17 protein-coding genes are annotated in these 18,971 nt (G+C 67.0%); 6 read left to right on the top strand and 11 right to left on the bottom strand.

What is annotated here, in order from left to right:
- The first annotated feature begins 79 nt into the window (after positions 1-79).
- Complete coding sequence (locus E0W60_RS00345; RefSeq protein WP_135702568.1) at positions 80-1,828, top strand: class I adenylate-forming enzyme family protein; 1,749 nt, start codon at positions 80-82, stop codon at positions 1,826-1,828.
- A 33-nt stretch (positions 1,829-1,861) separates the two neighbouring features.
- On the opposite strand, the gene E0W60_RS00340 is transcribed toward E0W60_RS00345, so the two are convergent.
- The 3 genes from E0W60_RS00340 to E0W60_RS00330 form a co-directional block, all read right to left on the bottom strand.
- The gene (locus tag E0W60_RS00340; protein WP_371702962.1) at positions 1,862-2,338 is read right to left on the bottom strand and encodes a CreA family protein; all 477 of its coding nucleotides are present in this window, start codon (positions 2,336-2,338) and stop codon (positions 1,862-1,864) included.
- 16 nt (positions 2,339-2,354) lie between these two features.
- Complete coding sequence (locus tag E0W60_RS00335) at positions 2,355-2,840, bottom strand: acyl-CoA thioesterase (RefSeq protein ID WP_133093205.1); 486 nt, start codon at positions 2,838-2,840, stop codon at positions 2,355-2,357.
- A 181-nt stretch (positions 2,841-3,021) separates the two neighbouring features.
- A complete protein-coding gene (locus E0W60_RS00330; RefSeq protein WP_029047409.1) occupies positions 3,022-3,303 on the bottom strand; it encodes an HU family DNA-binding protein in 282 nt (93 codons plus the stop codon).
- 493 nt (positions 3,304-3,796) lie between these two features.
- Here E0W60_RS00330 and E0W60_RS00325 point away from each other — a divergent pair, with 493 nt between their 5' ends.
- Positions 3,797-4,999, top strand: coding sequence for an ammonium transporter (locus E0W60_RS00325; protein ID WP_133093206.1), 1,203 nt, complete (start codon positions 3,797-3,799; stop codon positions 4,997-4,999).
- A gap of 172 nt (positions 5,000-5,171) precedes the next feature.
- Complete coding sequence (locus E0W60_RS00320; RefSeq protein WP_135702566.1) at positions 5,172-6,014, top strand: mechanosensitive ion channel family protein; 843 nt, start codon at positions 5,172-5,174, stop codon at positions 6,012-6,014.
- 4 nt (positions 6,015-6,018) lie between these two features.
- On the opposite strand, the gene E0W60_RS00315 is transcribed toward E0W60_RS00320, so the two are convergent.
- Positions 6,019-7,236: a Bcr/CflA family multidrug efflux MFS transporter gene (locus E0W60_RS00315; RefSeq protein ID WP_133093208.1), complete on the bottom strand. Its 1,218-nt coding sequence runs from the start codon at positions 7,234-7,236 to the stop codon at positions 6,019-6,021.
- Positions 7,237-7,642: 406 nt separating this feature from the next.
- Between E0W60_RS00315 and E0W60_RS00310 the strand changes: the two genes are divergently transcribed.
- A complete protein-coding gene (locus tag E0W60_RS00310; protein WP_135702564.1) occupies positions 7,643-8,239 on the top strand; it encodes a hypothetical protein in 597 nt (198 codons plus the stop codon).
- Positions 8,240-8,391: 152 nt separating this feature from the next.
- On the opposite strand, the gene mdoH is transcribed toward E0W60_RS00310, so the two are convergent.
- The 3 genes from mdoH to E0W60_RS00295 all read right to left on the bottom strand — a co-directional run bounded on the left by mdoH (position 8,392) and on the right by E0W60_RS00295 (position 13,345).
- The gene (gene mdoH, locus E0W60_RS00305) at positions 8,392-11,010 is read right to left on the bottom strand and encodes a glucans biosynthesis glucosyltransferase MdoH (protein WP_135702563.1); all 2,619 of its coding nucleotides are present in this window, start codon (positions 11,008-11,010) and stop codon (positions 8,392-8,394) included.
- Positions 10,983-12,578: a glucan biosynthesis protein G gene (locus E0W60_RS00300; protein ID WP_133093210.1), complete on the bottom strand. Its 1,596-nt coding sequence runs from the start codon at positions 12,576-12,578 to the stop codon at positions 10,983-10,985. Before E0W60_RS00300 ends, mdoH begins: the two co-directional genes overlap by 28 nt.
- A gap of 401 nt (positions 12,579-12,979) precedes the next feature.
- Positions 12,980-13,345, bottom strand: coding sequence for a hypothetical protein (locus E0W60_RS00295; protein WP_133093211.1), 366 nt, complete (start codon positions 13,343-13,345; stop codon positions 12,980-12,982).
- A gap of 272 nt (positions 13,346-13,617) precedes the next feature.
- Between E0W60_RS00295 and E0W60_RS00290 the strand changes: the two genes are divergently transcribed.
- The gene (locus E0W60_RS00290) at positions 13,618-14,052 is read left to right on the top strand and encodes an RT0821/Lpp0805 family surface protein (RefSeq protein WP_135702561.1); all 435 of its coding nucleotides are present in this window, start codon (positions 13,618-13,620) and stop codon (positions 14,050-14,052) included.
- Between the two features lie 42 nt (positions 14,053-14,094).
- Here E0W60_RS00290 and E0W60_RS00285 read toward each other — a convergent pair whose 3' ends face one another.
- The 3 genes from E0W60_RS00285 to E0W60_RS00275 all read right to left on the bottom strand — a co-directional run bounded on the left by E0W60_RS00285 (position 14,095) and on the right by E0W60_RS00275 (position 17,142).
- Positions 14,095-15,816 (bottom strand): mechanosensitive ion channel family protein, encoded by a 1,722-nt coding sequence (locus E0W60_RS00285; RefSeq protein WP_135702559.1) that lies wholly within the window; start codon positions 15,814-15,816, stop codon positions 14,095-14,097.
- Positions 15,817-16,175: 359 nt separating this feature from the next.
- Positions 16,176-16,409 carry a hypothetical protein gene (locus E0W60_RS00280; RefSeq protein WP_135702556.1) on the bottom strand — a complete coding sequence of 78 codons (234 nt, stop codon included), beginning with the start codon at positions 16,407-16,409 and terminating at the stop codon, positions 16,176-16,178.
- Between the two features lie 169 nt (positions 16,410-16,578).
- Entirely contained in the window at positions 16,579-17,142 is a 564-nt protein-coding gene (locus tag E0W60_RS00275; RefSeq protein WP_135702554.1) for a surface-adhesin E family protein, read from the bottom strand.
- Positions 17,143-17,509: 367 nt separating this feature from the next.
- On the opposite strand from E0W60_RS00275, the gene E0W60_RS00270 reads away from it, so the two are divergent.
- Entirely contained in the window at positions 17,510-18,058 is a 549-nt protein-coding gene (locus E0W60_RS00270; protein ID WP_240745788.1) for an acyloxyacyl hydrolase, read from the top strand.
- Here E0W60_RS00270 and E0W60_RS00265 read toward each other — a convergent pair.
- Positions 18,033-18,956, bottom strand: coding sequence for a helix-turn-helix domain-containing protein (locus tag E0W60_RS00265; RefSeq protein WP_135702552.1), 924 nt, complete (start codon positions 18,954-18,956; stop codon positions 18,033-18,035). The genes E0W60_RS00270 and E0W60_RS00265 overlap by 26 nt on opposite strands.
- Between the last annotated feature and the right edge of the window lie 15 nt (positions 18,957-18,971).

Raw genomic sequence — 18,971 nt, 5'->3', positions numbered from 1 at the left:
CGCGTGCGCCGGCCTGTCCGGGCGCACGCCGCTTTCTTTGCATTGCCCTCAACCTGCAGCGCAGTTACGGGAGGCAGTCATGTCAAGCAATCCGCAAGCGGCCGGCAACTGGCCGGTCATGTCCCTGGCCGAGGCCCATGCCCGGCTGACCGCGCCCGGCTCGCCGTTCGAGACCGAGTCGCGCGTGATCCGCGGCATCCCCACCACAGTCTGGAAGCACGCACCCGCGACGCTGTGCGACCTGTTCCGCGCGACCAGTGCCTTCGGCGACCGCACCTTCGTGGTCTACGAGGACGAGCGCGTTTCCTACGATGCCTTCCGACGCGCCGCCATCGCGCTGGCGCATGCGCTGGTGCGCGACGGCGTGCGCAAGGGCGACCGCGTGGCGCTGGCGATGCGCAACCTGCCGGAGTGGCCGGTGGCGTTCTACGGCGCGCTGCTCGCGGGCGCGATCGTGACGCCGCTGAACGCGTGGTGGACCGGCGCCGAGCTGGAATACGGCTTGGCCGACTCCGGCAGCCGCGTGGCCATCGTCGATGCCGAGCGGCTCGACCGCATCCTCGAGCATCTGCCCGGCTGCCCGTCGCTGGAACGCGTCTACGTCTCGCGCACCGGCGCTGCGACCGGCGATCCTCGCGTCGCCGCACTGGAAAGCGTGATCGGCACCAGCGCCGACTGGGCCGCGCTGCCGCAGCAATCGCCGCCGCAGGTCGGTATCGACCCCGAGGACGATGCCACCATCTTCTATACCTCCGGCACCACCGGCAAACCCAAGGGGGCACTGGGCACGCACCGCAACTCCGCCACGGTCGCGGCCGCTGGCAGCTTCAGCCCGCTGCGCAACCTGCTGCGCCGCGGCGAGCCGATTCCGGCGCCGGATCCCGCGGCCCCGCAGAAGGCCATGCTGCTGGCGGTGCCGTTCTTCCATGTCACCGGCTGCATGGCGGTGCTCAACGGCGCGCTCGCCACCGGCGGCAAGATCGTGCTGATGCACCGCTGGGACGCGCTGCGCGGCATGGAGCTGATCGAGCGCGAGCGCTGCACCGCCGCCGGCGGCGTGCCCACCATCGCCTGGCAGATCCTCGAGCATCCGGAGCGCGCGCGCTTCGACCTGTCTTCGCTGGAGAACGTCAACTACGGCGGCGCGCCGGCGTCGCCGGAACTGGTGCGGCGCATCGGCGACGTGTTCCCGACGGCCGCGCCCGGCATCGGCTGGGGCATGACCGAAACCTCTTCGACCTTCACCAGCCACAGCGCCGAGGAATACGTGCTGCGGCCCGACAGCAGCGGTCCGGCGCTGCCGATCGGCGAAATGAAGGTGGTCGACGGACGCGGCCAGGCGCTGCCGCCGGGCGAGACCGGCGAACTGCTGGTACGCGGCGCCAACGTCGTGCGCGGCTACTGGAACAAGCCCGAAGCCACGGCGCAGACCTTTGTCGACGGCTGGCTGCGCACCGGCGACATCGCGCGGCTGGACGAGGAAGGCTATGTCTATATCGTCGACCGCATGAAAGACATGCTGATCCGCGGCGGCGAGAACATCTACTGCATCGAGGTGGAAAGCACGCTGTACGAACATCCCGCGGTGATGGACGCAGCGGTGGTCGGCATCGCGCACAAGACGCTGGGCGAGGAACCGGCGGCCGTGGTCAGCCTCAAGCCAGGCATGCACGCAACCGAAGCCGAATTGCAGGAGTTCGTGCGCGAGCGGCTGGCGGCGTTCAAGGTGCCGGTGCGCATCCTGCTCTACCGGGAGATGCTGCCGCGCAATGCCAATGGCAAGATCCTCAAGTCGAACCTGCGCAAGCTGTTCGACCAGGCAGCCTGACCAGCCGGCGGCAAACCACCAGCCGGCGGCGCTCTACTTGACGGGAATCGTCGTGCCGGCCGGAACCGGCACGGCGGTCACGCTGTTCTGCGGGCTGCCGCTGACGATGCGGTCCGAATAGGTCAGGTAGACCAGCGTATTGCGCTTGCGATCGACCGCGCGCACCACATGCAGGGTCTTGAACAGCACCGACATGCGCTCGGAAAAGACGTTGTCCTGCTGCTTCAGCGGCCCCTTGAAGGCGATGGTCCCCACCTGCCGGCACGCGATCGAGGCTTCCGGCGGGTCTTCTGCCATGCCCAGCTGGCCCTTGATGCCGCCGGTGCGGGCCCGCGACACGTAGCAGGTGATGCCCTCGACCTGTGGGTCGTCATAGGCTTCGATGACGACCTTGTCGGAGCCGGTCACGCGGAAATTGGTGCTGACGCTGCCGATCTCCTCGGCATGCGCGCCGCCCGTGGCCGCCGCGCAGGCGGCCAGGGCCAGGATCGTGCAGGATCGCTTCATCATGGTGGATGGCAACGTGTCAGGTCACCGACGACTTGATGTCGCCGTGGCGCTTTTCCATTTCCTGGCGCAGTGCACGGCGCTGCTGGGCGGCGGCAAAGCGCTGGCGCTCGACTTCATCGCGCGGCTCAAGCGGCGGCACTTCCGCCGGGGCGCCGTTGTCGTCGACCGCCACCATGGTGAAGTAGCAGCTGTTGGTGTGGCGCACCAGCTTGCTGCGGATATTCTCGGTCACGACCTTGATGCCGATCTCCATCGAGCTGCGGCCGGTAAAGTTGACCGAGGCCAGGAAGGTCACCAGCTCGCCCACGTGGATGGGCTGGCGGAACACCACCTGGTCAACCGACAGCGTCACCACGTAGCGGCCCGCATAGCGGCTGGCGCAGGCATACGCGACCATGTCCAGGTACTTCAGGATGGTACCGCCGTGGACGTTGCCGGAGAAATTGGCCATGTCCGGCGTCATCAGCACGGTCATGGAAAGCTGGTGGGACAGGTCGTTCATGATGCGGGGAGTTCGGATCGGGGGTGCGGATTGCGGGGGCGGTCGCCCGGGCCGGCTGGCGGCATCCAGGCGCCGGCAGTTTAACCCGGATCGGCCCCGCCGTTGCCGGTCATCGCGCACGGCGCGCAAAACAAAAAAGCGGCCTGCCTGGCCGCTCTTTCACGCTGTGGACGCAAACTGCTTACTTCTTCTTGTTCACCGCGTCCTTGAAACCCTGTCCGGCGGAAAACTTGACCGTCTTGGCGGCCGGGATCTTGATGGTTTCGCCGGTGCGCGGATTGCGTCCGGTGCGCGCGGCGCGCTTGCCGGCGCTGAAGCTGCCAAAACCTACGAGCGTGACCGAATCACCCTTTGCCACTGCCTTCTTGATGCTGTCCAGCGCTGCGTTGAGCGCGCGCTCAGCGGCGGCGTTGCTCAGTTCTGCTTCCGTGGCGATGGCCGATACCAGTTCACCTTTATTCATGGCTGATTTCCCTTGTTGGTCGTCGTCACCGATGTGCTTGCCTGGCGGCAAAACATCGATCGGCGCAGTCTAATCTGCCCCTTGTGCGTTGAGCAATCCCCAGTGGCACCAATGCAACGAAAAAACCCGCAAATCCTTGCTTGAGGCCGGTTAGCGGGCAATTTCCCGCTCTTTTCGCGCTTGTCACGGGCCCGCTTCGGCTGGCTGCGGCGTTGCGCCGCAAGGCAACGCTGTCACGGGCCCGGACCCGGCAAACGCCCGGAATTGGGGCGTCGCACCAAAACGGGTCAGCCGAACATGCCGGCGAAGCGCCATTCTGGCGCATATCAGGCACGGCCGCCGGCGCCCGGCTCCGACGTCCTGCGGGCCCGGTTCCCTGCGCGCGGCATTCCGGTGCGGATTCCGCCCACTCCGGTGCAGCCGGCACCAGGATGCAGCCGCAACTGGAATGCTTTTTGCATACCCATGCGCCCATTTTGAGCATGAGGTCACTATGGACAACTGGAAGACCGGCACCGACGCCATGTTTATCCTGCTTGGCGCCATCATGGTGCTGGCCATGCACGCCGGCTTTGCTTTCCTCGAGCTAGGCACGGTGCGCAAGAAAAACCAGGTCAATGCACTGGTAAAGATTCTGGTGGATTTCGCAGTTTCCACGATTGCCTATTTCTTTATCGGTTACACCATTGCCTACGGCGTGCAATTCATGTCCGGGGCAGAAACGCTGGCCCAGAAAAGCGGTTACGACCTGGTCAAGTTCTTTTTCCTGGCGACTTTTGCCGCCGCCATTCCGGCGATTATCTCGGGCGGTATTGCCGAACGTTCGCGCTTCAATCCGCAACTGGTCGCGACCTTCGTTCTGGTCGGTTTTGTCTATCCCTTCTTCGAAGGCATTGCGTGGAACCAGCGCTACGGGGTGCAGGACTGGATCACACAGGTTGCCGGCGCGCCGTTCCATGACTTTGCCGGCTCGGTGGTCGTGCATGCGCTGGGCGGCTGGATCGCGCTGCCGGCGGTGCTGCTGCTCGGCGCGCGGCGCGGGCGCTACCAGAAGGACGGGCGCATCAGCGCCCATCCGCCTTCCAATATCCCGTTCCTGGCGCTGGGTGCGTGGATCCTGGCAGTGGGCTGGTTCGGCTTCAACGTGATGAGCGCGCAGACCGTCGACAAGATCAGCGGCCTGGTTGCGATCAATTCGCTGATGGCGATGGCCGGTGGCACGCTGGCGGCGTGGGCCGCCGGGCGCAATGATCCCGGCTTTGCCTACAACGGCCCGCTGGCCGGGCTGGTGGCGGTATGCGCCGGTTCGGACCTGATGCACCCGCTGGGCGCACTGATCACGGGCGGAGTTGCGGGCGCCCTCTTCGTCTATATGTTTACGCTGGCGCAGAACAGGTGGCATATCGACGATGTGCTGGGCGTCTGGCCGCTGCACGGGCTGTGCGGCGCCTGGGGCGGCATCGCCGCGGGCATTTTCGGGGCCAGGGCACTGGGCGGGCTGGGCGGCGTGTCGCTCGGCGCGCAGCTGATCGGCACGGTGCTGGGGATCGTGGTGGCGCTGGCGGGTGGCACGCTGGTATACGGCGCGCTCAAGAAGCTGGTCGGCATCCGGCTCGATGCCGAAGGCGAGTTCAACGGCGCGGACCTGACGCTGCACCGCATCTCCGCCACGCCGGAGCGCGAAACCAACTGGTAAGGCGGTTGCGCCGCCCGGCGGCGCCTGGGCAAGCTGGCCTGCCGGCCAGCTTGTCTTGACAATTATTTGCTTGCACTTCGAGGCACGGCATTCCAATAATTGCCGTGCCCACGTATTGCGCCGCGTCAGCGCGCAGGGCTGCACCACTCACCCAAACCGAGAGGACACGCCAATGGATGCCACGACTTTCGACAACCTCAAGACCCTGGTGGTCGCCTATGCCACGCAGTTCGGGGTCAAGATCCTGGCAGCGCTAGCGTTCTGGGTCATCGGCCGATGGCTGATCCATTTTGTGGTACGGATGGTGCAGAACGCGCTCGGCAAGCAGAAGGTCGACCCGACGCTGCTGCGCTATGTGGGTTCGATCGTCACGGTCACGCTGAATGTGGTGCTGGTGATCGGCATCCTCGGCTACTTCGGCATCCAGACCACCACCTTCGCCGCGCTGATTGCCGCCGCCGGCGTGGCCATTGGCATGGCATGGTCGGGACTGATGTCGAATTTCGCGGCCGGCGCGTTCCTGGTGGTGCTGCGGCCGTTCAAGGTGGGTGACTTCGTTACCATTGGCGGCGTCACCGGCACGGTGCGCGAGATCGGGCTGTTCGCCACGTCGCTCGATACGCCGGACAACGTGCAGACCGTGATCGGCAATAACAAGATCTTCAGCGATACGATCCAGAACTTCACCGCCAATCCGTACCGGCGCGTGGAACTGAAGGCCCAGCTCGCGGGCAGCACCGACGTGGCCGATGCGGCGGCGCTGCTCAAGTCGCGCATCGCGCAGATCCCGAACGTGCTGCCGGAACCCGCGGTCGACGTGGAGATCCTGGAATTCACGCTGGTCGGGCCGGTGCTGGCGGTACGCCCGCATTGCCACAACGACCATTACTGGCAGGTGTACTTCGACACAAACCGCATCATCCGCGAGTGCTTCGGCCAGGCCGGCTATGCCGCGCCCATGCCGGCACACATGGTGGTCGTACAGCAGGCCGCCGCCTTGCAGCAGGCCGCCTGATTCGTCAGGCAGCCGCCCGGCCAGCGCCGGAGCTGCCGTAGTAACGCATCAGCACCGCGCCAGCGCCGCATAGCGCCATCACCACGGCCAGCGGCAGCGCGGTGCCGTCGCGCCACACGCTCACGGCCGCGCCGCCGAGCGTGCCCAGCGAAAACTGCAGCGTACCCATCAGTGCCGAAGCCGTGCCGGCGCGATGCCCCTGGTGCGCCAGCGCCAGCGCCGAAGCATTGGGCGTGACGCAGCCCAGCGCACCGATAAAGACGAAGAATGCCGCCAGCAGCACCGGCAGCGTCGCCAGCCCGGCCAGCGCCGCCACGGCCAGCACCGCGCCCGCGGCGCAAGGCGCCAGCAGCGCCCGTCCCAGGACCTGGTCGAGCGTGCGACCGTGCACCAGCCGGCTGTTGAGCTGCGACATGACGATCAGGCCCAGCGCATTGGCGCCGAACACGAAACCATAGTGCGACGGCGCAATGCCGTGCAGCTCGATCAGCACGAACGGCGAACCGGAGATATACGCGAACATCCCCGCCGACCCGAAACCGGCCGACATCGAGTAGCCGACGAATTCACGGTCGCGCAGCAGCTCGCCGTAGCTCCTGGCTACGGTGCCAAGCCGCAGCGGCGCCGCCTGGCGCCGGTCCAGCGACTCCTCCATGCGCCAGTGCACCAGCAACAGGATGGCCAGGCCGGCCGCCGCCAGCACCCAGAAGATCGTGCGCCAGCCGGCCGCCGTAAGGATCGCGCCGCCGATGACCGGCGCGAGGATCGGCGCCAGCCCCATCACCAGCATCAGCGACGAAAACGCGCGCGCCGATTCATGGGCCTCGAGCCGGTCGCGGATCACGGCGCGCGCCATCACCATGCCGGCGCAGCCGCCCAGCGCCTGCAGGAAGCGCCACAGCATCAGCGTCTCGGCATTGCGCGCCAGTGCGCATCCGATCGCCGCAACCACATAGAGTCCCAGTCCCAGATACAGCGGCGGCTTGCGGCCAAAGCGGTCGCTGAACGGCCCGTAGAACGCCTGCCCCACGGCAAGGCCGACCAGGAACGTGCCGAGGGTCAGCTGTACCTGGCCGATATCGACGCCAAGGTCGCCCGCCAGCGCGGGAAAGCTCGGCAGGTACATGTCGATCGACAGCGGCGCGATCGCCATCAGCGAGCCGCATATCAAAAGCCAGGCGGGAAAGCGCGCGGTCGAGGCAGCGCTCGGGGAACGGGACATGGAAGAAATCCGGTGCATGCGGTTGCGTGGCGATCACCGCCGCGGGCGATGCCGGGGCGCGGCTGCAAGCCGTTGGAAAGGGGCAATTGTTGCACAACATAACGAAAGCGATGCCGCAGCGGGTTGCACAGGTTTGAAGCACTCGTTCCGGAATATTGCCCTGCCAAGGTCGGGTTCGATGAAGTTGGCAGGATTGGCAAACTTGCCAGATGCTGGAATCAAGCGAGCATCTGACCGGAATGCATGCCATGCGTGCACTGACGCCATGATGGCAGGCGTGGCGTGCCTTTCACGCCTGGCAAGGTGAAGGGTACAATGCCAGCCTGTCGGCGTGAGTGTCGCGTGACATGCGCGGCCGGCCTCGCAGAGACGGACGACAGTACCGCTCCCGGCAACGTTAGCCTGCATGAGAACACGACACACGCCGATTTCCGCTTCGCCTGGCCTGGCCACCCCTGCATGGGTGGCCGCGCTGCTGTTGCCGCTGGCGCTGCATGCGGCACCGGTGCCGGTGCCGGTGCGCAATGCCGCCGCGGCGTCGGCGCCGGCTGCCGCGGTCGACGAAGCCGAACCCCTGTCGCGCATGCTCAAGGGGGCGGCCACGGGCCAGAATACCGGCGCCGCCGGCGTGCCCGAACTGTTGCGCAATACCACGCGCCCCGACAACGTGCTGGCGCGCGCCTGCCGCCAGCTCAACGATGCCCTGCCGATCGAAATCGACGGCGAAACGCGGCTGCGCCGCTGCCAGTCGGTGCCCGGCAAGCACGTGCTGTTCCAGCTGGAACTGACCAATTACCGCGGGCCGATGCTGGATCTCGCCAGCTTCGAGGTCAACTATGCCGCGCCGCTGCAGCGCAATATCTGCGCCAACCGCGACGTGGAAATCCTGACCAAGCTCGGCGTCAGCCTGATGTTCCGCTACATGACCCGCAAGGACCGCGGAGAGCGCCGCATCGGCGATGTCTACATCAATGCGCCGATCTGCACGTCGGCGCTGCGCTGAAGCCGCAACCCGCCAGGAAACAAGAATCGATTGCAAATGACACCACGGTAATGCCGATGGGTGCCGGTTGGCGGTGGTTGGTGCCGGTACCGCCGCCAGCAAAAAAATGGCCCGCATCAGCAGGCCATTTCTTGTTCAGCAGGCAATCGGCGTCACGCCGCGCGCGGCCGCAATGGCAGCACGTTGGCCGCCCTGCGCACCAGCATGCGCGTATCTTTCCAGCCGGCATCGGCCAGCGGCGAACCCCACACCAGCTCATGCAGCCGGGCCAGCGCGAACGGGTTGCCCAGCAGCAGGTGCTTCTGCGCCGGTGTCAGCGCGCGCGGACCATGGGTCAGCGCATGCTCGACCAGCGTTTCGTGGCGCCGGCGTGCCGCTTCGGGCTGCACCGGCCGCGCCGTCGCGGTCGCGCACATCAGCGCATTGGTGACCGGGTCCACCACCGCATCGACAAAGTCAGGCGTGTCCGCGGCGTTCTCGACATGCTGCTGCGTCTCGACGATCTCGCGCGGCACCAGCGTTTCTTCCGGGATCATGAACAGGCCCGCATTGCGCGAGGCACGGCCCAGCGACACGCGCGACAGCATCACCGACAACGGGATCGACATTGCCAGCGACCCGACGATCGGCAGCAGCCACAGCACGTACGACGGGTTCAGCCAGTAGACCAGACCGCCCCACGCAAACCCCAGCGCGGTGTGCCAGCCGTGGCGGCGGAACGCCTCGCCCCAGGTGGTCTCGGCGTCTTCGCGCGGCGGCGATTTCCACGAGATGCCCCAGCCGCTGTAGGCGGCAATCACAAACTTGGTATGGAACAGCATCCGCGTAGGCGCCAGCAGCGCTGACAGCAGCACCTCGACCAGCATGCTGGCAAAGAGCTGCACCGCGCCGCCGTAGCGCCGCGCCTGCTTCATCAGCAGCACCACGCTGGCGAGCTTGGGCAGGAACAGCAGCGTGGCGGTCGCCGAGAACAGCGCCAGCGCCTTCTCCGGGTGCCACTCGGGCCAGGTCGGGAACAGCTGGTACTGCTGCGTGAAATACTCCGGCGGCACCAGCGCATGCTTGGCCAGCATCGCCGTGGACAGCAGCAGGAACAACAGCCACAGCGGCGCCGACAGGTAGGCCATGATGCCGGTCAGGAACACCGCGCGGTGCACCACGTGGAAGCCCTGCTTGAGCCACAGCCGGAAATTCATCAGGTTGCCCTGGCACCAGCGGCGGTCGCGCTTGACTTCGTCGAGCAGGTTCGGCGGCAGTTCTTCGTACGAGCCCTCGAGGTCGTACGCGATCCACACGCCCCAGCCGGCACGGCGCATCAGCGCGGCTTCGACGAAGTCGTGCGACAGGATTTCGCCGGACAGCGGACCGCGGCCCGGCAGCGGCGCCAGCGCGCAATGCTCGATGAACGGCTTGACGCGGATGATGGCGTTATGGCCCCAGTAGTGCGATTCGCCCAGCTGCCAGTAATGCAGGCCCGCAGTGAACAGCGGCCCGTACACGCGCGTGGCGAACTGCTGCACGCGCGCATACAGCGTCTCGCGGCCCACGGCCAGCGGCGCGGTCTGGATGATACCGGCACCGGGGTTGGCCTCCATCAGCCGCACCAGCGTGGCCAGGCATTCGCCGCTCATCACGCTGTCGGCATCGAGCACCACCATGTAGCGGTACTTGCTGCCCCAGCGGCGGCAGAAGTCGGCAACGTTGCCGGTCTTGCGCTTGACGCGGTGGCGGCGCCAGCGATAGAAGATGCGGCCGAAGCCGCCGACCGCGCGGCACAGTTCCATCCACGCGTCGTGCTCGGCGGTGCGCAGGTCCGGATTGCCGCTGTCGGACAGCACGATGAAATCGAAATTGGACAGGTGGCTGGTGCGTGCCAGCGATTCATAGGTCGCGCGCAAGCCCGCGAACACCCGCGTCACGTCCTCGTTGCAGATCGGCATGATGATCGCGGTGCGCGCCTCGGGCGCGAGCGGCCCTTCGGGTGCGGCGGAGCGCGAAATCAGATGCCGGTCGCCGCCCTTGGCCAGCACCAGGAAGCCCATCATCGCGGTCCAGAAGCCCGCCGACACCCAGGAGAACAGGATGGCGAACAGGCCCAGGATCGCGATCTCGAGCGGATCGGCCCCGTGGTATGGCAGCACGCTGGTCATGAAGTAGGTGGCCAGCACGGTCTGGATCAGGACCAGGCCCAGCAGGACCCAGCGCCGGTGCGAGCCGGCCGGATGCCACATGCCTTCGGCATCGGGGCCGTCGTGCAGCGTGTCCCAGGTCTCGGGCACGGGCGGGCGGCCCAGCATGCGGCGCCAGGCATTGCGCAGCCAGCCGGTGACGATATGCGGCGGCCACTGGCGCGGCACCATCGAGCTGCGCTCCGGCTCGGGGCCGGTGTCGACCTTGACGGTGCCATCGTCGCGGCGCTGCAGCAGCGGCTCGCCGCCAACCTGAGGGTTGCCGTAGGCGATGGTGAAACGGCGGCCGACCGACGCGTAGGCGCTGCCGCCCTGCGCGGCGGGCGCGTCCTTGGCGGCAAGGCGCGACTGCAGGCGCGAGATCGCTTCCTGCGCGTCGCGGCCGTCGCGGCCATCGCCGCCGACCGGCATGACCGTGCTGACCGGTGCCAGCGATGCCACCGGCGCCGCGGCCGCGGCGGGCATGTCGGCCAGCAGTTCGCTGCGGATTTCAGGCGATACGGGCAGGCGGTCGACATAGCGCTCGCATGCCGCTGCCTGGGCCGGTCGCTGCTTTAGCCTGGGGGTAAGATGTAGCTCCACGTCTCGGATAGGGTTGTATTGCCGTTGCGAAGATAGCCGCGCAACTCTACCGGCTTGGTTTCATCCTTGCGGCGCATCACCATGGTCATGCGCCAGCCGCCGGTCGCTTCATTGCGCTGTACCGACGTCTTCAGCAGTTCACCGTTGGCATCGGCCGAAACCACCGGGTCGATGCGAACGTCAGCGGGCAGCCTGCGGAAGCCCGGGCCTTCAAAGTCCACCACCAGCGAAAAGCTCGTGTCCTCCTTGCTGGCCGACTGGCCCCGGCCCAGCCGGGTCTGGCTCACCCATGACAGCGGCGGCAGCTGTTCGCCGTCCTTCTGCCACAGCAACCGGTACTCGTAGTCGAAGGCCTGCTTCGGCTTGGGCGGGTTGTCCGGCACCCAGTACGCGACGATGTTGTCGTTGGTCTCGTCCGGCGTCGGGATCTGCACCAGCTCGACCCGGCCCGAGCCCCAGTTGCCGCGCGGCTGCACCCAGCCGCTCGGGCGGCGTTCATACCATGCGCCCAGTTCCTGGTAGCTGTTGAAGCTGCGGTCGCGCTGCATCAGCCCGAAGCCCTGCGGGTTGGTCGCCGCGAAAGACGTCACCAGCAGGCGCTTGGGATTGACCAGCGGGCGCCAGACCCATTCGCCGGTACCCAGGTGGATCGACAGGCCGTCCGAGTCATGCACCTCGGGGCGGAAATCCTGCACCGGCGACGGCTGGTTCTCGCCGAACAGATACATGCTGGTCAGCGGCGCCAGGCCCAGCTTGGTCACGTTCTCGCGCAGGAACAGCCGCGACTTGACCTCCATCGCGGTCTCGGCGCCCGGCTTGATGGTGAAGCGGTAGGCGCCGCTCATGCGGCGCGAATCCATCAGTGCATAGACGATGAGCTCCTTGGCATTGGGGCCAGGCCGCTCGATCCAGTATTCGACGAAGCGCGGGAATTCCTCGCCGGAATTGAGCGCGGTGTCCACCGCCAGGCCACGCGCCGAGAGGCCATACCACTGGTCCTTGCCGAGCGCACGGAAATAGCTGGCACCAAGGAACGACGCCAGTTCGTCCTTGCGCTTGCCCTGGTTCAGCGGATACAGGATGCGGAAGCCGGCAAAGCCAAGCCCCTTGAGCTTGGCGGCGTCGACCTTGTGCGGTCCGTAGTTGAACGCGGCGGGATCGAAGCGGAATTCACGCACGCTGTTGCCCACCACTTCATGGATGCGCACCGGCTGGTCGAACACCATGCCCTCATGGAAGAACGACAGCTCGAACGGCGAGCGCGTGCCGCGCCAGGCGAAACGCTCGGGCTTGTACTCGATCTCGCGGTAGCGCTCGTAGGACAGTTCGCGCAGTTCGCGCGGCAGGTTCTGCAGCGGGGCCTTGTATGGCGATGCTGCCAGTTGCTTGGCGCGCGCGGCGACGGTATCGAAATCGAACGCCTGCGCCGTCATGGCGCACAGTGCCAGGATGCTGCCGCCCAGCCATGCCGCGATCCGTACCCCGGCGCGCGCGCTGCGGCGACGGGCCGGCCCGGGGGCGGGCGCGGAAAATATTGCGGACAAGCGTGGCGTGGCGATCTGTGACATGTATGCCAGGGGAACAGTTAAAACGGAATGACCGGCATCGGCGGTCGGGGCGAAGAGCCTTGCAGGCGGCGCCGCAAGGCACGACACAGCAAGAGGCGGGCCGGGTCCAATATGGCGTGGCCCGAACACGGGTCTCGGCGCCCGCGAGGCACTGTGTCCGGTTTGTTGCGATGCGCAATAAACCATAACAATTCGAGACGCCAAAGTCACGTTTCGACCACGCAAGGTTTGAAACAAAATGTTGGTGGGGTTGCCCGAAAGCCGCTCCGGGCAAGGCTTTGCGGGCGTTCAGGTCACACCGGCTCAAGCGCCGGCGAGCGCAAAGCTCGCCGGACCTCCGGACCAGCGTGATCGGCCGCGGTGCCGGCCGTCACCCCGCGCTCGACACTTTTAATACGGTGTTACTTTTTAGCGCCTTCGCTGTAGGGATCGAACTTGCCGCTCTTTGCGCCTTCGGAATAGGTATCGAACTTGCCGCTCTTCATCCCGCCCTGGCTGTATGAATCGAACTTCTGCGCCCCGCCCTCGATCGGCTCCATCTGGTCAGGCCGCGCCCCGGGGTTGAGCGAAGTCACGTTGTCGCTTTTTGCGCCATCGGTGTACGTGCTGAACTTGTCCTGCTTGGCCCCATCGGTGTACGTGCTGAATTTGTCCTGCTTGGCGCCGTCGGTGTAGGGATTGAACTTGTCGGCCTTGCCGGTCTGGGCGTGCAGTGTGCCGAAGGCACAGGCACCGGCCAGGCCAATGATGAGATAGCGCAGCTTCATGGAATCTCCTCTCGGGGGAAAGGCGCTTGCCTTTGCGGTGCGCACCGCTGACAGCCGCTGCGGAACAGGGGATGGCAAGCGTTGGGGCAGCAATCAACGCTAGGTCAGCGCTACGCCGGTGTCAACCGCACCGGCCCCGCCGCAATGCGGCAAAGTGGTCGTCGCCAGCCCGGCATTGCGCTTACAATGCCACCCAAACGACCCATCCGGCTTGCCCGCGCAATGCCTTCCGTCGGCTCGCGGCACGCCAACATGAAGCCAAAGGAATCGTCATGCTGCCTCGGCAAACAGACCGCACTGCCCGCCCGGCCACCCGCGCCGCCATCCGTGCCGCCATCGCCTGCGTGCTCGGCTCCACGCTGCTGCTGGCCGTGGCCGCGCCGGCCCAAGCGTACTTCGACAACTACCTGAGCGGTTCCATCATCGGCACGCTCAACGAGAAGGAAGGTGCCTCGCTGTCGCAATCGGTGCGCAAGGCGCTGAACGATACCGCCGACGGCCAGTCGGTGACGTGGACCTATCCGGCCAGCGGCCGGCGCCAGCAGGTGGATGGCACCATCACCCCTGTTGAAAGCAAGACCGACAAGGGCCAGCAGTGCCGGCGGCTGGAGTCGGAACTCAAGCGCGGCAGTTCGCAGGAGCACTGGAAAGGCTGGTTCTGCAAGCAGCCCAGCGGGCAATGGAAGGCCCGCCACGTCGACGGCTGAAGCAGGCGCCCCGCGCGCGCACGAGCAGTGCTTAGGCCACGCTCATGCGGCGCGCGACGGCGCCCGCTGCGGCCGCGCAGCCGGATCGATCTGCGCGCTACCCGGCCGCTCGAACCATTTTGCTTCAGGCACGTAGACAGTCTTCTCCGGCTGCGCCATGAAGTGCGGCGACATGATCTGCACGCCGTGCGTGTTGAACTGATCCTGGATCGCCGCGTGCAGCGCGGATAGCGCATAGAAGCGGTTGCGCGGGTCATCCAGCGCGGCAAACAGTTCGTATTCGACATAGAAGTCCGACAAGCCACGCTGCAGCACGAACGGCGTCGGCGACGCCGCCACGTGCTCGGCCTGCGCGGCCGCGGCCAGCAGCATGGCATGGACCTGCCGCCACGGCGTGTCGTAGCCGATGGTGACCGAGGTCGAAATCATCGCGGCCTGCCAGACCTCTTTCGTGCCGGTATCGCGCACGCTGCCGTGCCGGGTGTAGTTGTGGATCGCGCTGCCGACCACCACCGCATTCGGCAGCGTCACCTCTTCATTGCGCAGGTTGATGACCTTGACCGACAGCGCATCGAGCGAGGCCACCGTGCCGACGGTATCGCCGATGCATACCATGTCCCCGCGCCGCAGCGCGCGCGAGTACACCACCACCATGCCGCTCATCAGCTGGTTGACCACGTTGGCCGAGCCCAGCGTCACCATAAAGCCGAGCAGCACCGACAGGCCCTTGAACACATCGCTTTCCGAGCCCGGGATATACGGGTAGGCGAAGGTGAAGCCCAGCGCCCAGATCAACGCCGCGGCCAGGCGCCGCGTGGCGCCGGCGGTCTCGGCATGCAGCCCGGGCACCGAGATCTGGCCCTTCTGCACCGCCTTGAAGATATTCGATACCAGCCGCTGCACCGCGCGCGTGATTAGCAGGATCACCACTACCGTCACCAGCCCTGGCACCGCCCCAACCATCGACACGGCAATGCCTGACAGCAGGTGGAGGATGAACGCGCCCATGCGGTCGCCCATCGGCTGCGTCAGCGGAAACTGTTCGAGCGCGAAGTCCAGCCAGGCAAAGGCCAGCACCAGGACCACGCCGACGGCAACGATCTGCACCAGGCGCGCAACCAGCTGGTAGAGCGTGCCGGTCCAGTCGAACTGCCCGGCCCGGCGTTCGAGGTGCTGCGCCACGTGGCGCTGCAATGCCGAGCGCAGGCGCGCGCGCAGCGTCACGCTGGCGCGCGCGACGCCCCAGGCCAGCGCGGCCAGCACGCCCAGGCCGAGCAGGCTCAGCGCCCCGCCGCGGAACAGGTTGGGCCAGTGCAGGTGCGCACGCCGCGCGGCAATGGCCTGGCGCAGCGCCGCCGCCGCCTGCGCGCCGGCAGCTTCCAGCGTGAGGTTGTCTTCCGGGGAAAGGTCTTGCATGGCCAGGGCGAACAGCAACCGGTCGCCGAGCCGGAACGCGATCATCGGCGCGTCGCCGAGGGTGCCGCTGAGCTGCCCGAGCGGCTGGGCCAGTTCGGCTTCGGTGAGACCGTCGAACAACTGCTGGGCGCGCGCTACGCGCATGGCCGGCGTCGCGCCGCCGATGGCTGCGCGCAGCGTGGCGATGGGACGGTCCATCAGCCGCAGTTCCGCGACTTCGCCGCTGGGCACGGCGATCGGGACTGGTGCCGTTGCCGGTGCCAGCGTGGCCGCCCATGCCGGCAGGCACAGCAGCGCCAGCGTCCACAGGATTGCGATTCGCCGCCACCAAGCTGCAAGCGCTGCCATAGACGCTCCTGTCCGAGGGTTGCATTGCGCCGGCCCGGCACTGCAGGCCAGGCCGGCACGATGCCCGCTAGCATAGCGTGCACAGCTGCGCACGCAAAGCCGTCGCGCAGGAACGAAAAAAAGGAGGCCGTAGCCTCCTGTCTCGATCCGCCGCAACGACCCTGCCTTTCCCCCCGGAAGGCACGGCATGGCGTGCCACAGGGCTGTTGTTCACGCGGCAGGGTCATGTGGACATGGCCCCGCCGTCGTGCCACGCCATCGCAGCGCAGCGGCATGGCGGCACGGACGCCGGCCGCTTCCCCGCTTCCCCGCTTGCCGGGGAACCGGGCACCGGGCGCCCGCCGCCATCGGCAGCGCGCTCAGGCGCCTTTCTTCGTCATCGGGTCCTTGGTAGAGGGAGCGTGGCTCTTGTTTTTCTTGGCGCTGGTCTTCTTGGCCTTGGCCTTCTGCTTGCCGTCGGCCTTGGCCGGCGCAGCCTTGTCGGCAGCCGGTGCCGCCGGCGTGGCGGGGGTTGCCGGAGTGGCCGGCGTTGCCTGCGCCATCGCGCCCGCACCGAACATTGCCAGCGACAGCATGACGATCCACTTCTTCATTTCGGTCTCCTCGTGAGCCCTGCGTGTAGGAATGCCTGCAATGACCGGCACGCGATTCGCGCCGGGTCATTTGCATCAACGAGGACGGTTTGCACGCGGTTGACCGGGACAAACCCTGACAGGAGCATCGGCGCCGCCGGCGGGGTCCGGCTCAACTCAGCGCCTCAACTCAGCGGCACAGCCTGCGCAGCAGTTCACCCGCGATCGTGCCGGGGCCGGCAGGCTGGAAGGTGCCGTACCGCGGCGCGCGGATCGTATAGAGCGAATTGCCGCGCGCGTAGCGCTTGCTGTACAGCGTCTGCTCGACCACCGCGAACATCGACGTGGCACAGTCGAGCACCATGCGCTTGAGCGACGAGCGGATCGGTTCGCCGTTGGCGGTGCGGATCACCCCCGACGGTGAATTGCGCATCAGCACGACACCGACCTGCGTGCCCTGGCGCCGGGTCGCCGACTGGTCGAAGTACGAGACCACGCCGTTGGCCCCCATCAGCGGCAACCAGCGCTGCGGGTCGGGTGCACCAGGGTCGGGCGCTGCCACCAGACGGCAGCCTTCCCTGGGCGTGGAGCGGAACACGGTGCCGGCGTCCGGCGCCTGGCACTCGTAAAGGCCGGCGGCCGCGGCCGGACGCTGGGCCGGCATGGCGCTGCCTTCGGCATGAGCGGCCGGGACGGCCAGGCCGAACATGCAGCCCGCCAGCGCGGCCGCATGCCCAAAAACACGGAACATCATTGAATTGCCCTCGTATAGACGGGAAAAGCGAGCCGCATTGTCGCACACGAAAGGCACGATGTGGCCGCCATGCACCGGTTGCGCACACGCACGCAAATGTCGTCGCCCCGCCCTCCGGGCCAGCAATGTGCTAACTCGTGTACTACAAATAGGGTATGGAGGCCGGCCATGCGTGGCGACGCCCGTTGCGGCGCCGCCCCATGCGAGGTCCGACAGCAACGCAGCATCCCAAGCCTTGCTTCCCATGCCACGACAAGACCAAGAAGCCTGTCAGGACCGCCATGCAAGTTGTTGCGATCTCGCTCCCGCGCCCACAGCGCGTACCGGTCGTCGGGGGCACCGGCAGCGTCGCTTCGCCGCACGCTCAATGCCGCTGGTCGTCCGACACACCGCCGCGGCGAGCCTGCTGGCCCTCCCCCTTTGCCTCGGCACCGCCCACGCCGCGCCGGCCGTGCAGCTGGGCTACGGCTTCGACGAGACCCATCACGTGCAGAAGGTCGAAATGGCCATGCTGTGGGATTCAGGCTTTGCGTGGGGCAATCCGCAGGGCTGGCTGATCGACCTCCAATGGGAAGTCAATATCGCGCGCTGGAACAGCAGCAGCGACAACAATCCGCATGACCTGTGGGAGTTCGGCGCCTCGCCGGTGGTCCGCATCGGCTGGTGGAAGCACGCGTGGGCGCCGTTCCTCGAACTGTCGGTCGGTCCGCGCTTGCTGACGGGAACGCGCACCTCGGACGACCATGTCATTTCCACGGCGTTCCAGTTCTCGGAATACGCGGGCCTGGGCGTAACCTTCGGCTCGGACCGGCGCTTTACCGCGGGCTACCGCTTCCAGCACCTGTCCAATGCCGGCATCAAGGAGCCCAATCCTGGCACCAGCTTCCACGTCATCTATCTGCGCTACCGCTTCTGAGCGCCGCTGGCTGCGCGGCGCCCAGCGTTTCAAACAGGGCGCGCGTGGCTTCATCGGCGGGGAAGAAGGACTCGATGCGCAGCTCCTGCAGCGTGATGTCCTGCGGAATGCCAAGCGTGGTCAGCGTCGAGAACAGCGACGCACGGAACGCGCCCGCATGCAGCACGACCGGCAGCACCGGCGGCGGCGGTCCTTCGGCGCCGTCGTCATCGGGGAGCAGTGCGCCGCCGGGGCCGACCATGTCGGGATGCCACGCGGCGATGCGCCGGAAGATCTCGCGCGCGGTCTGGTCGTGGGCCTGGCTCTGCAACTCCTGCCAGACGCGCCGCAGCAGGTAGCGTCCGACCTGGCGCGCGTTCTCGATCACCGGCCACAATCCCTGTGGATCGAACACCGACAGCATCAGGTTGACCCGGCGCGGACCGCCGCCATGCCCGCCGCCCCGCCCGCCTTCGTCCTCCAGCGACGCGGGCGCGCGTCCGTCGAGCAGCGTATCGAGCATGCGCCGGTAAGCCTGGTTGGCGTCGACCAGGTTCCAGAACCGGTCCAGCACCACGGCCGGGTACGGCTCCTGCTTGGACAGGATCAACGCGATCGCCTGCTGCACCATCTGCAACGGCGGCGAGGCCAGCGCATGCTCGCTGTAGGCCGGGGCGAAGCCGCCCGCCAGCAGCATGCGGTTGCGCTGGCGCAGCGGCACGCCGAGTCGCTCGGCCAGCGCCAGCACCATTTCGCGGCTGGGGCGGGCGCGGCCGGATTCCAGGAAGGAGATGTGGCGCTGCGACACCCCGGCGGCCAGCGACAGCGCCAGCTGGCTGTAGCCGCGCTTGCTGCGCCAGTAGCGCAGCAGGCCGGGGAAGTCGAGAGTGGTTTCGGAGGCGGGGGTCAGCGTTTCCATGCACTTATTAGAGCA

It is taken from the genome of Cupriavidus oxalaticus (assembly GCF_004768545.1).
Lineage (GTDB): Bacteria > Pseudomonadota > Gammaproteobacteria > Burkholderiales > Burkholderiaceae > Cupriavidus > Cupriavidus oxalaticus_A.
Note: the sequence above shows the minus strand (reverse complement) of the source record. Positions and strands in the feature narration are given on the sequence as shown.

Coding starts and splice junctions, on each gene's coding strand:
- E0W60_RS00330 (WP_029047409.1), bottom strand. CDS start 3,303: ATGAATAAAGGTGAACTGGTATCGGCCATCGCCACGGAAGCAGAACTG.
- E0W60_RS00340 (WP_371702962.1), bottom strand. CDS start 2,338: ATGATGAAGCGATCCTGCACGATCCTGGCCCTGGCCGCCTGCGCGGCG.
- E0W60_RS00325 (WP_133093206.1), top strand. CDS start 3,797: ATGGACAACTGGAAGACCGGCACCGACGCCATGTTTATCCTGCTTGGC.
- E0W60_RS00335 (WP_133093205.1), bottom strand. CDS start 2,840: ATGAACGACCTGTCCCACCAGCTTTCCATGACCGTGCTGATGACGCCG.
- E0W60_RS00270 (WP_240745788.1), top strand. CDS start 17,510: ATGCCGCTGGTCGTCCGACACACCGCCGCGGCGAGCCTGCTGGCCCTC.
- E0W60_RS00320 (WP_135702566.1), top strand. CDS start 5,172: ATGGATGCCACGACTTTCGACAACCTCAAGACCCTGGTGGTCGCCTAT.
- E0W60_RS00345 (WP_135702568.1), top strand. CDS start 80: ATGTCAAGCAATCCGCAAGCGGCCGGCAACTGGCCGGTCATGTCCCTG.
- E0W60_RS00265 (WP_135702552.1), bottom strand. CDS start 18,956: ATGGAAACGCTGACCCCCGCCTCCGAAACCACTCTCGACTTCCCCGGC.
- E0W60_RS00295 (WP_133093211.1), bottom strand. CDS start 13,345: ATGAAGCTGCGCTATCTCATCATTGGCCTGGCCGGTGCCTGTGCCTTC.
- E0W60_RS00275 (WP_135702554.1), bottom strand. CDS start 17,142: ATGATGTTCCGTGTTTTTGGGCATGCGGCCGCGCTGGCGGGCTGCATG.
- E0W60_RS00280 (WP_135702556.1), bottom strand. CDS start 16,409: ATGAAGAAGTGGATCGTCATGCTGTCGCTGGCAATGTTCGGTGCGGGC.
- E0W60_RS00290 (WP_135702561.1), top strand. CDS start 13,618: ATGCTGCCTCGGCAAACAGACCGCACTGCCCGCCCGGCCACCCGCGCC.
- E0W60_RS00300 (WP_133093210.1), bottom strand. CDS start 12,578: ATGTCACAGATCGCCACGCCACGCTTGTCCGCAATATTTTCCGCGCCC.
- E0W60_RS00310 (WP_135702564.1), top strand. CDS start 7,643: ATGAGAACACGACACACGCCGATTTCCGCTTCGCCTGGCCTGGCCACC.
- E0W60_RS00315 (WP_133093208.1), bottom strand. CDS start 7,236: ATGTCCCGTTCCCCGAGCGCTGCCTCGACCGCGCGCTTTCCCGCCTGG.
- E0W60_RS00285 (WP_135702559.1), bottom strand. CDS start 15,816: ATGGCAGCGCTTGCAGCTTGGTGGCGGCGAATCGCAATCCTGTGGACG.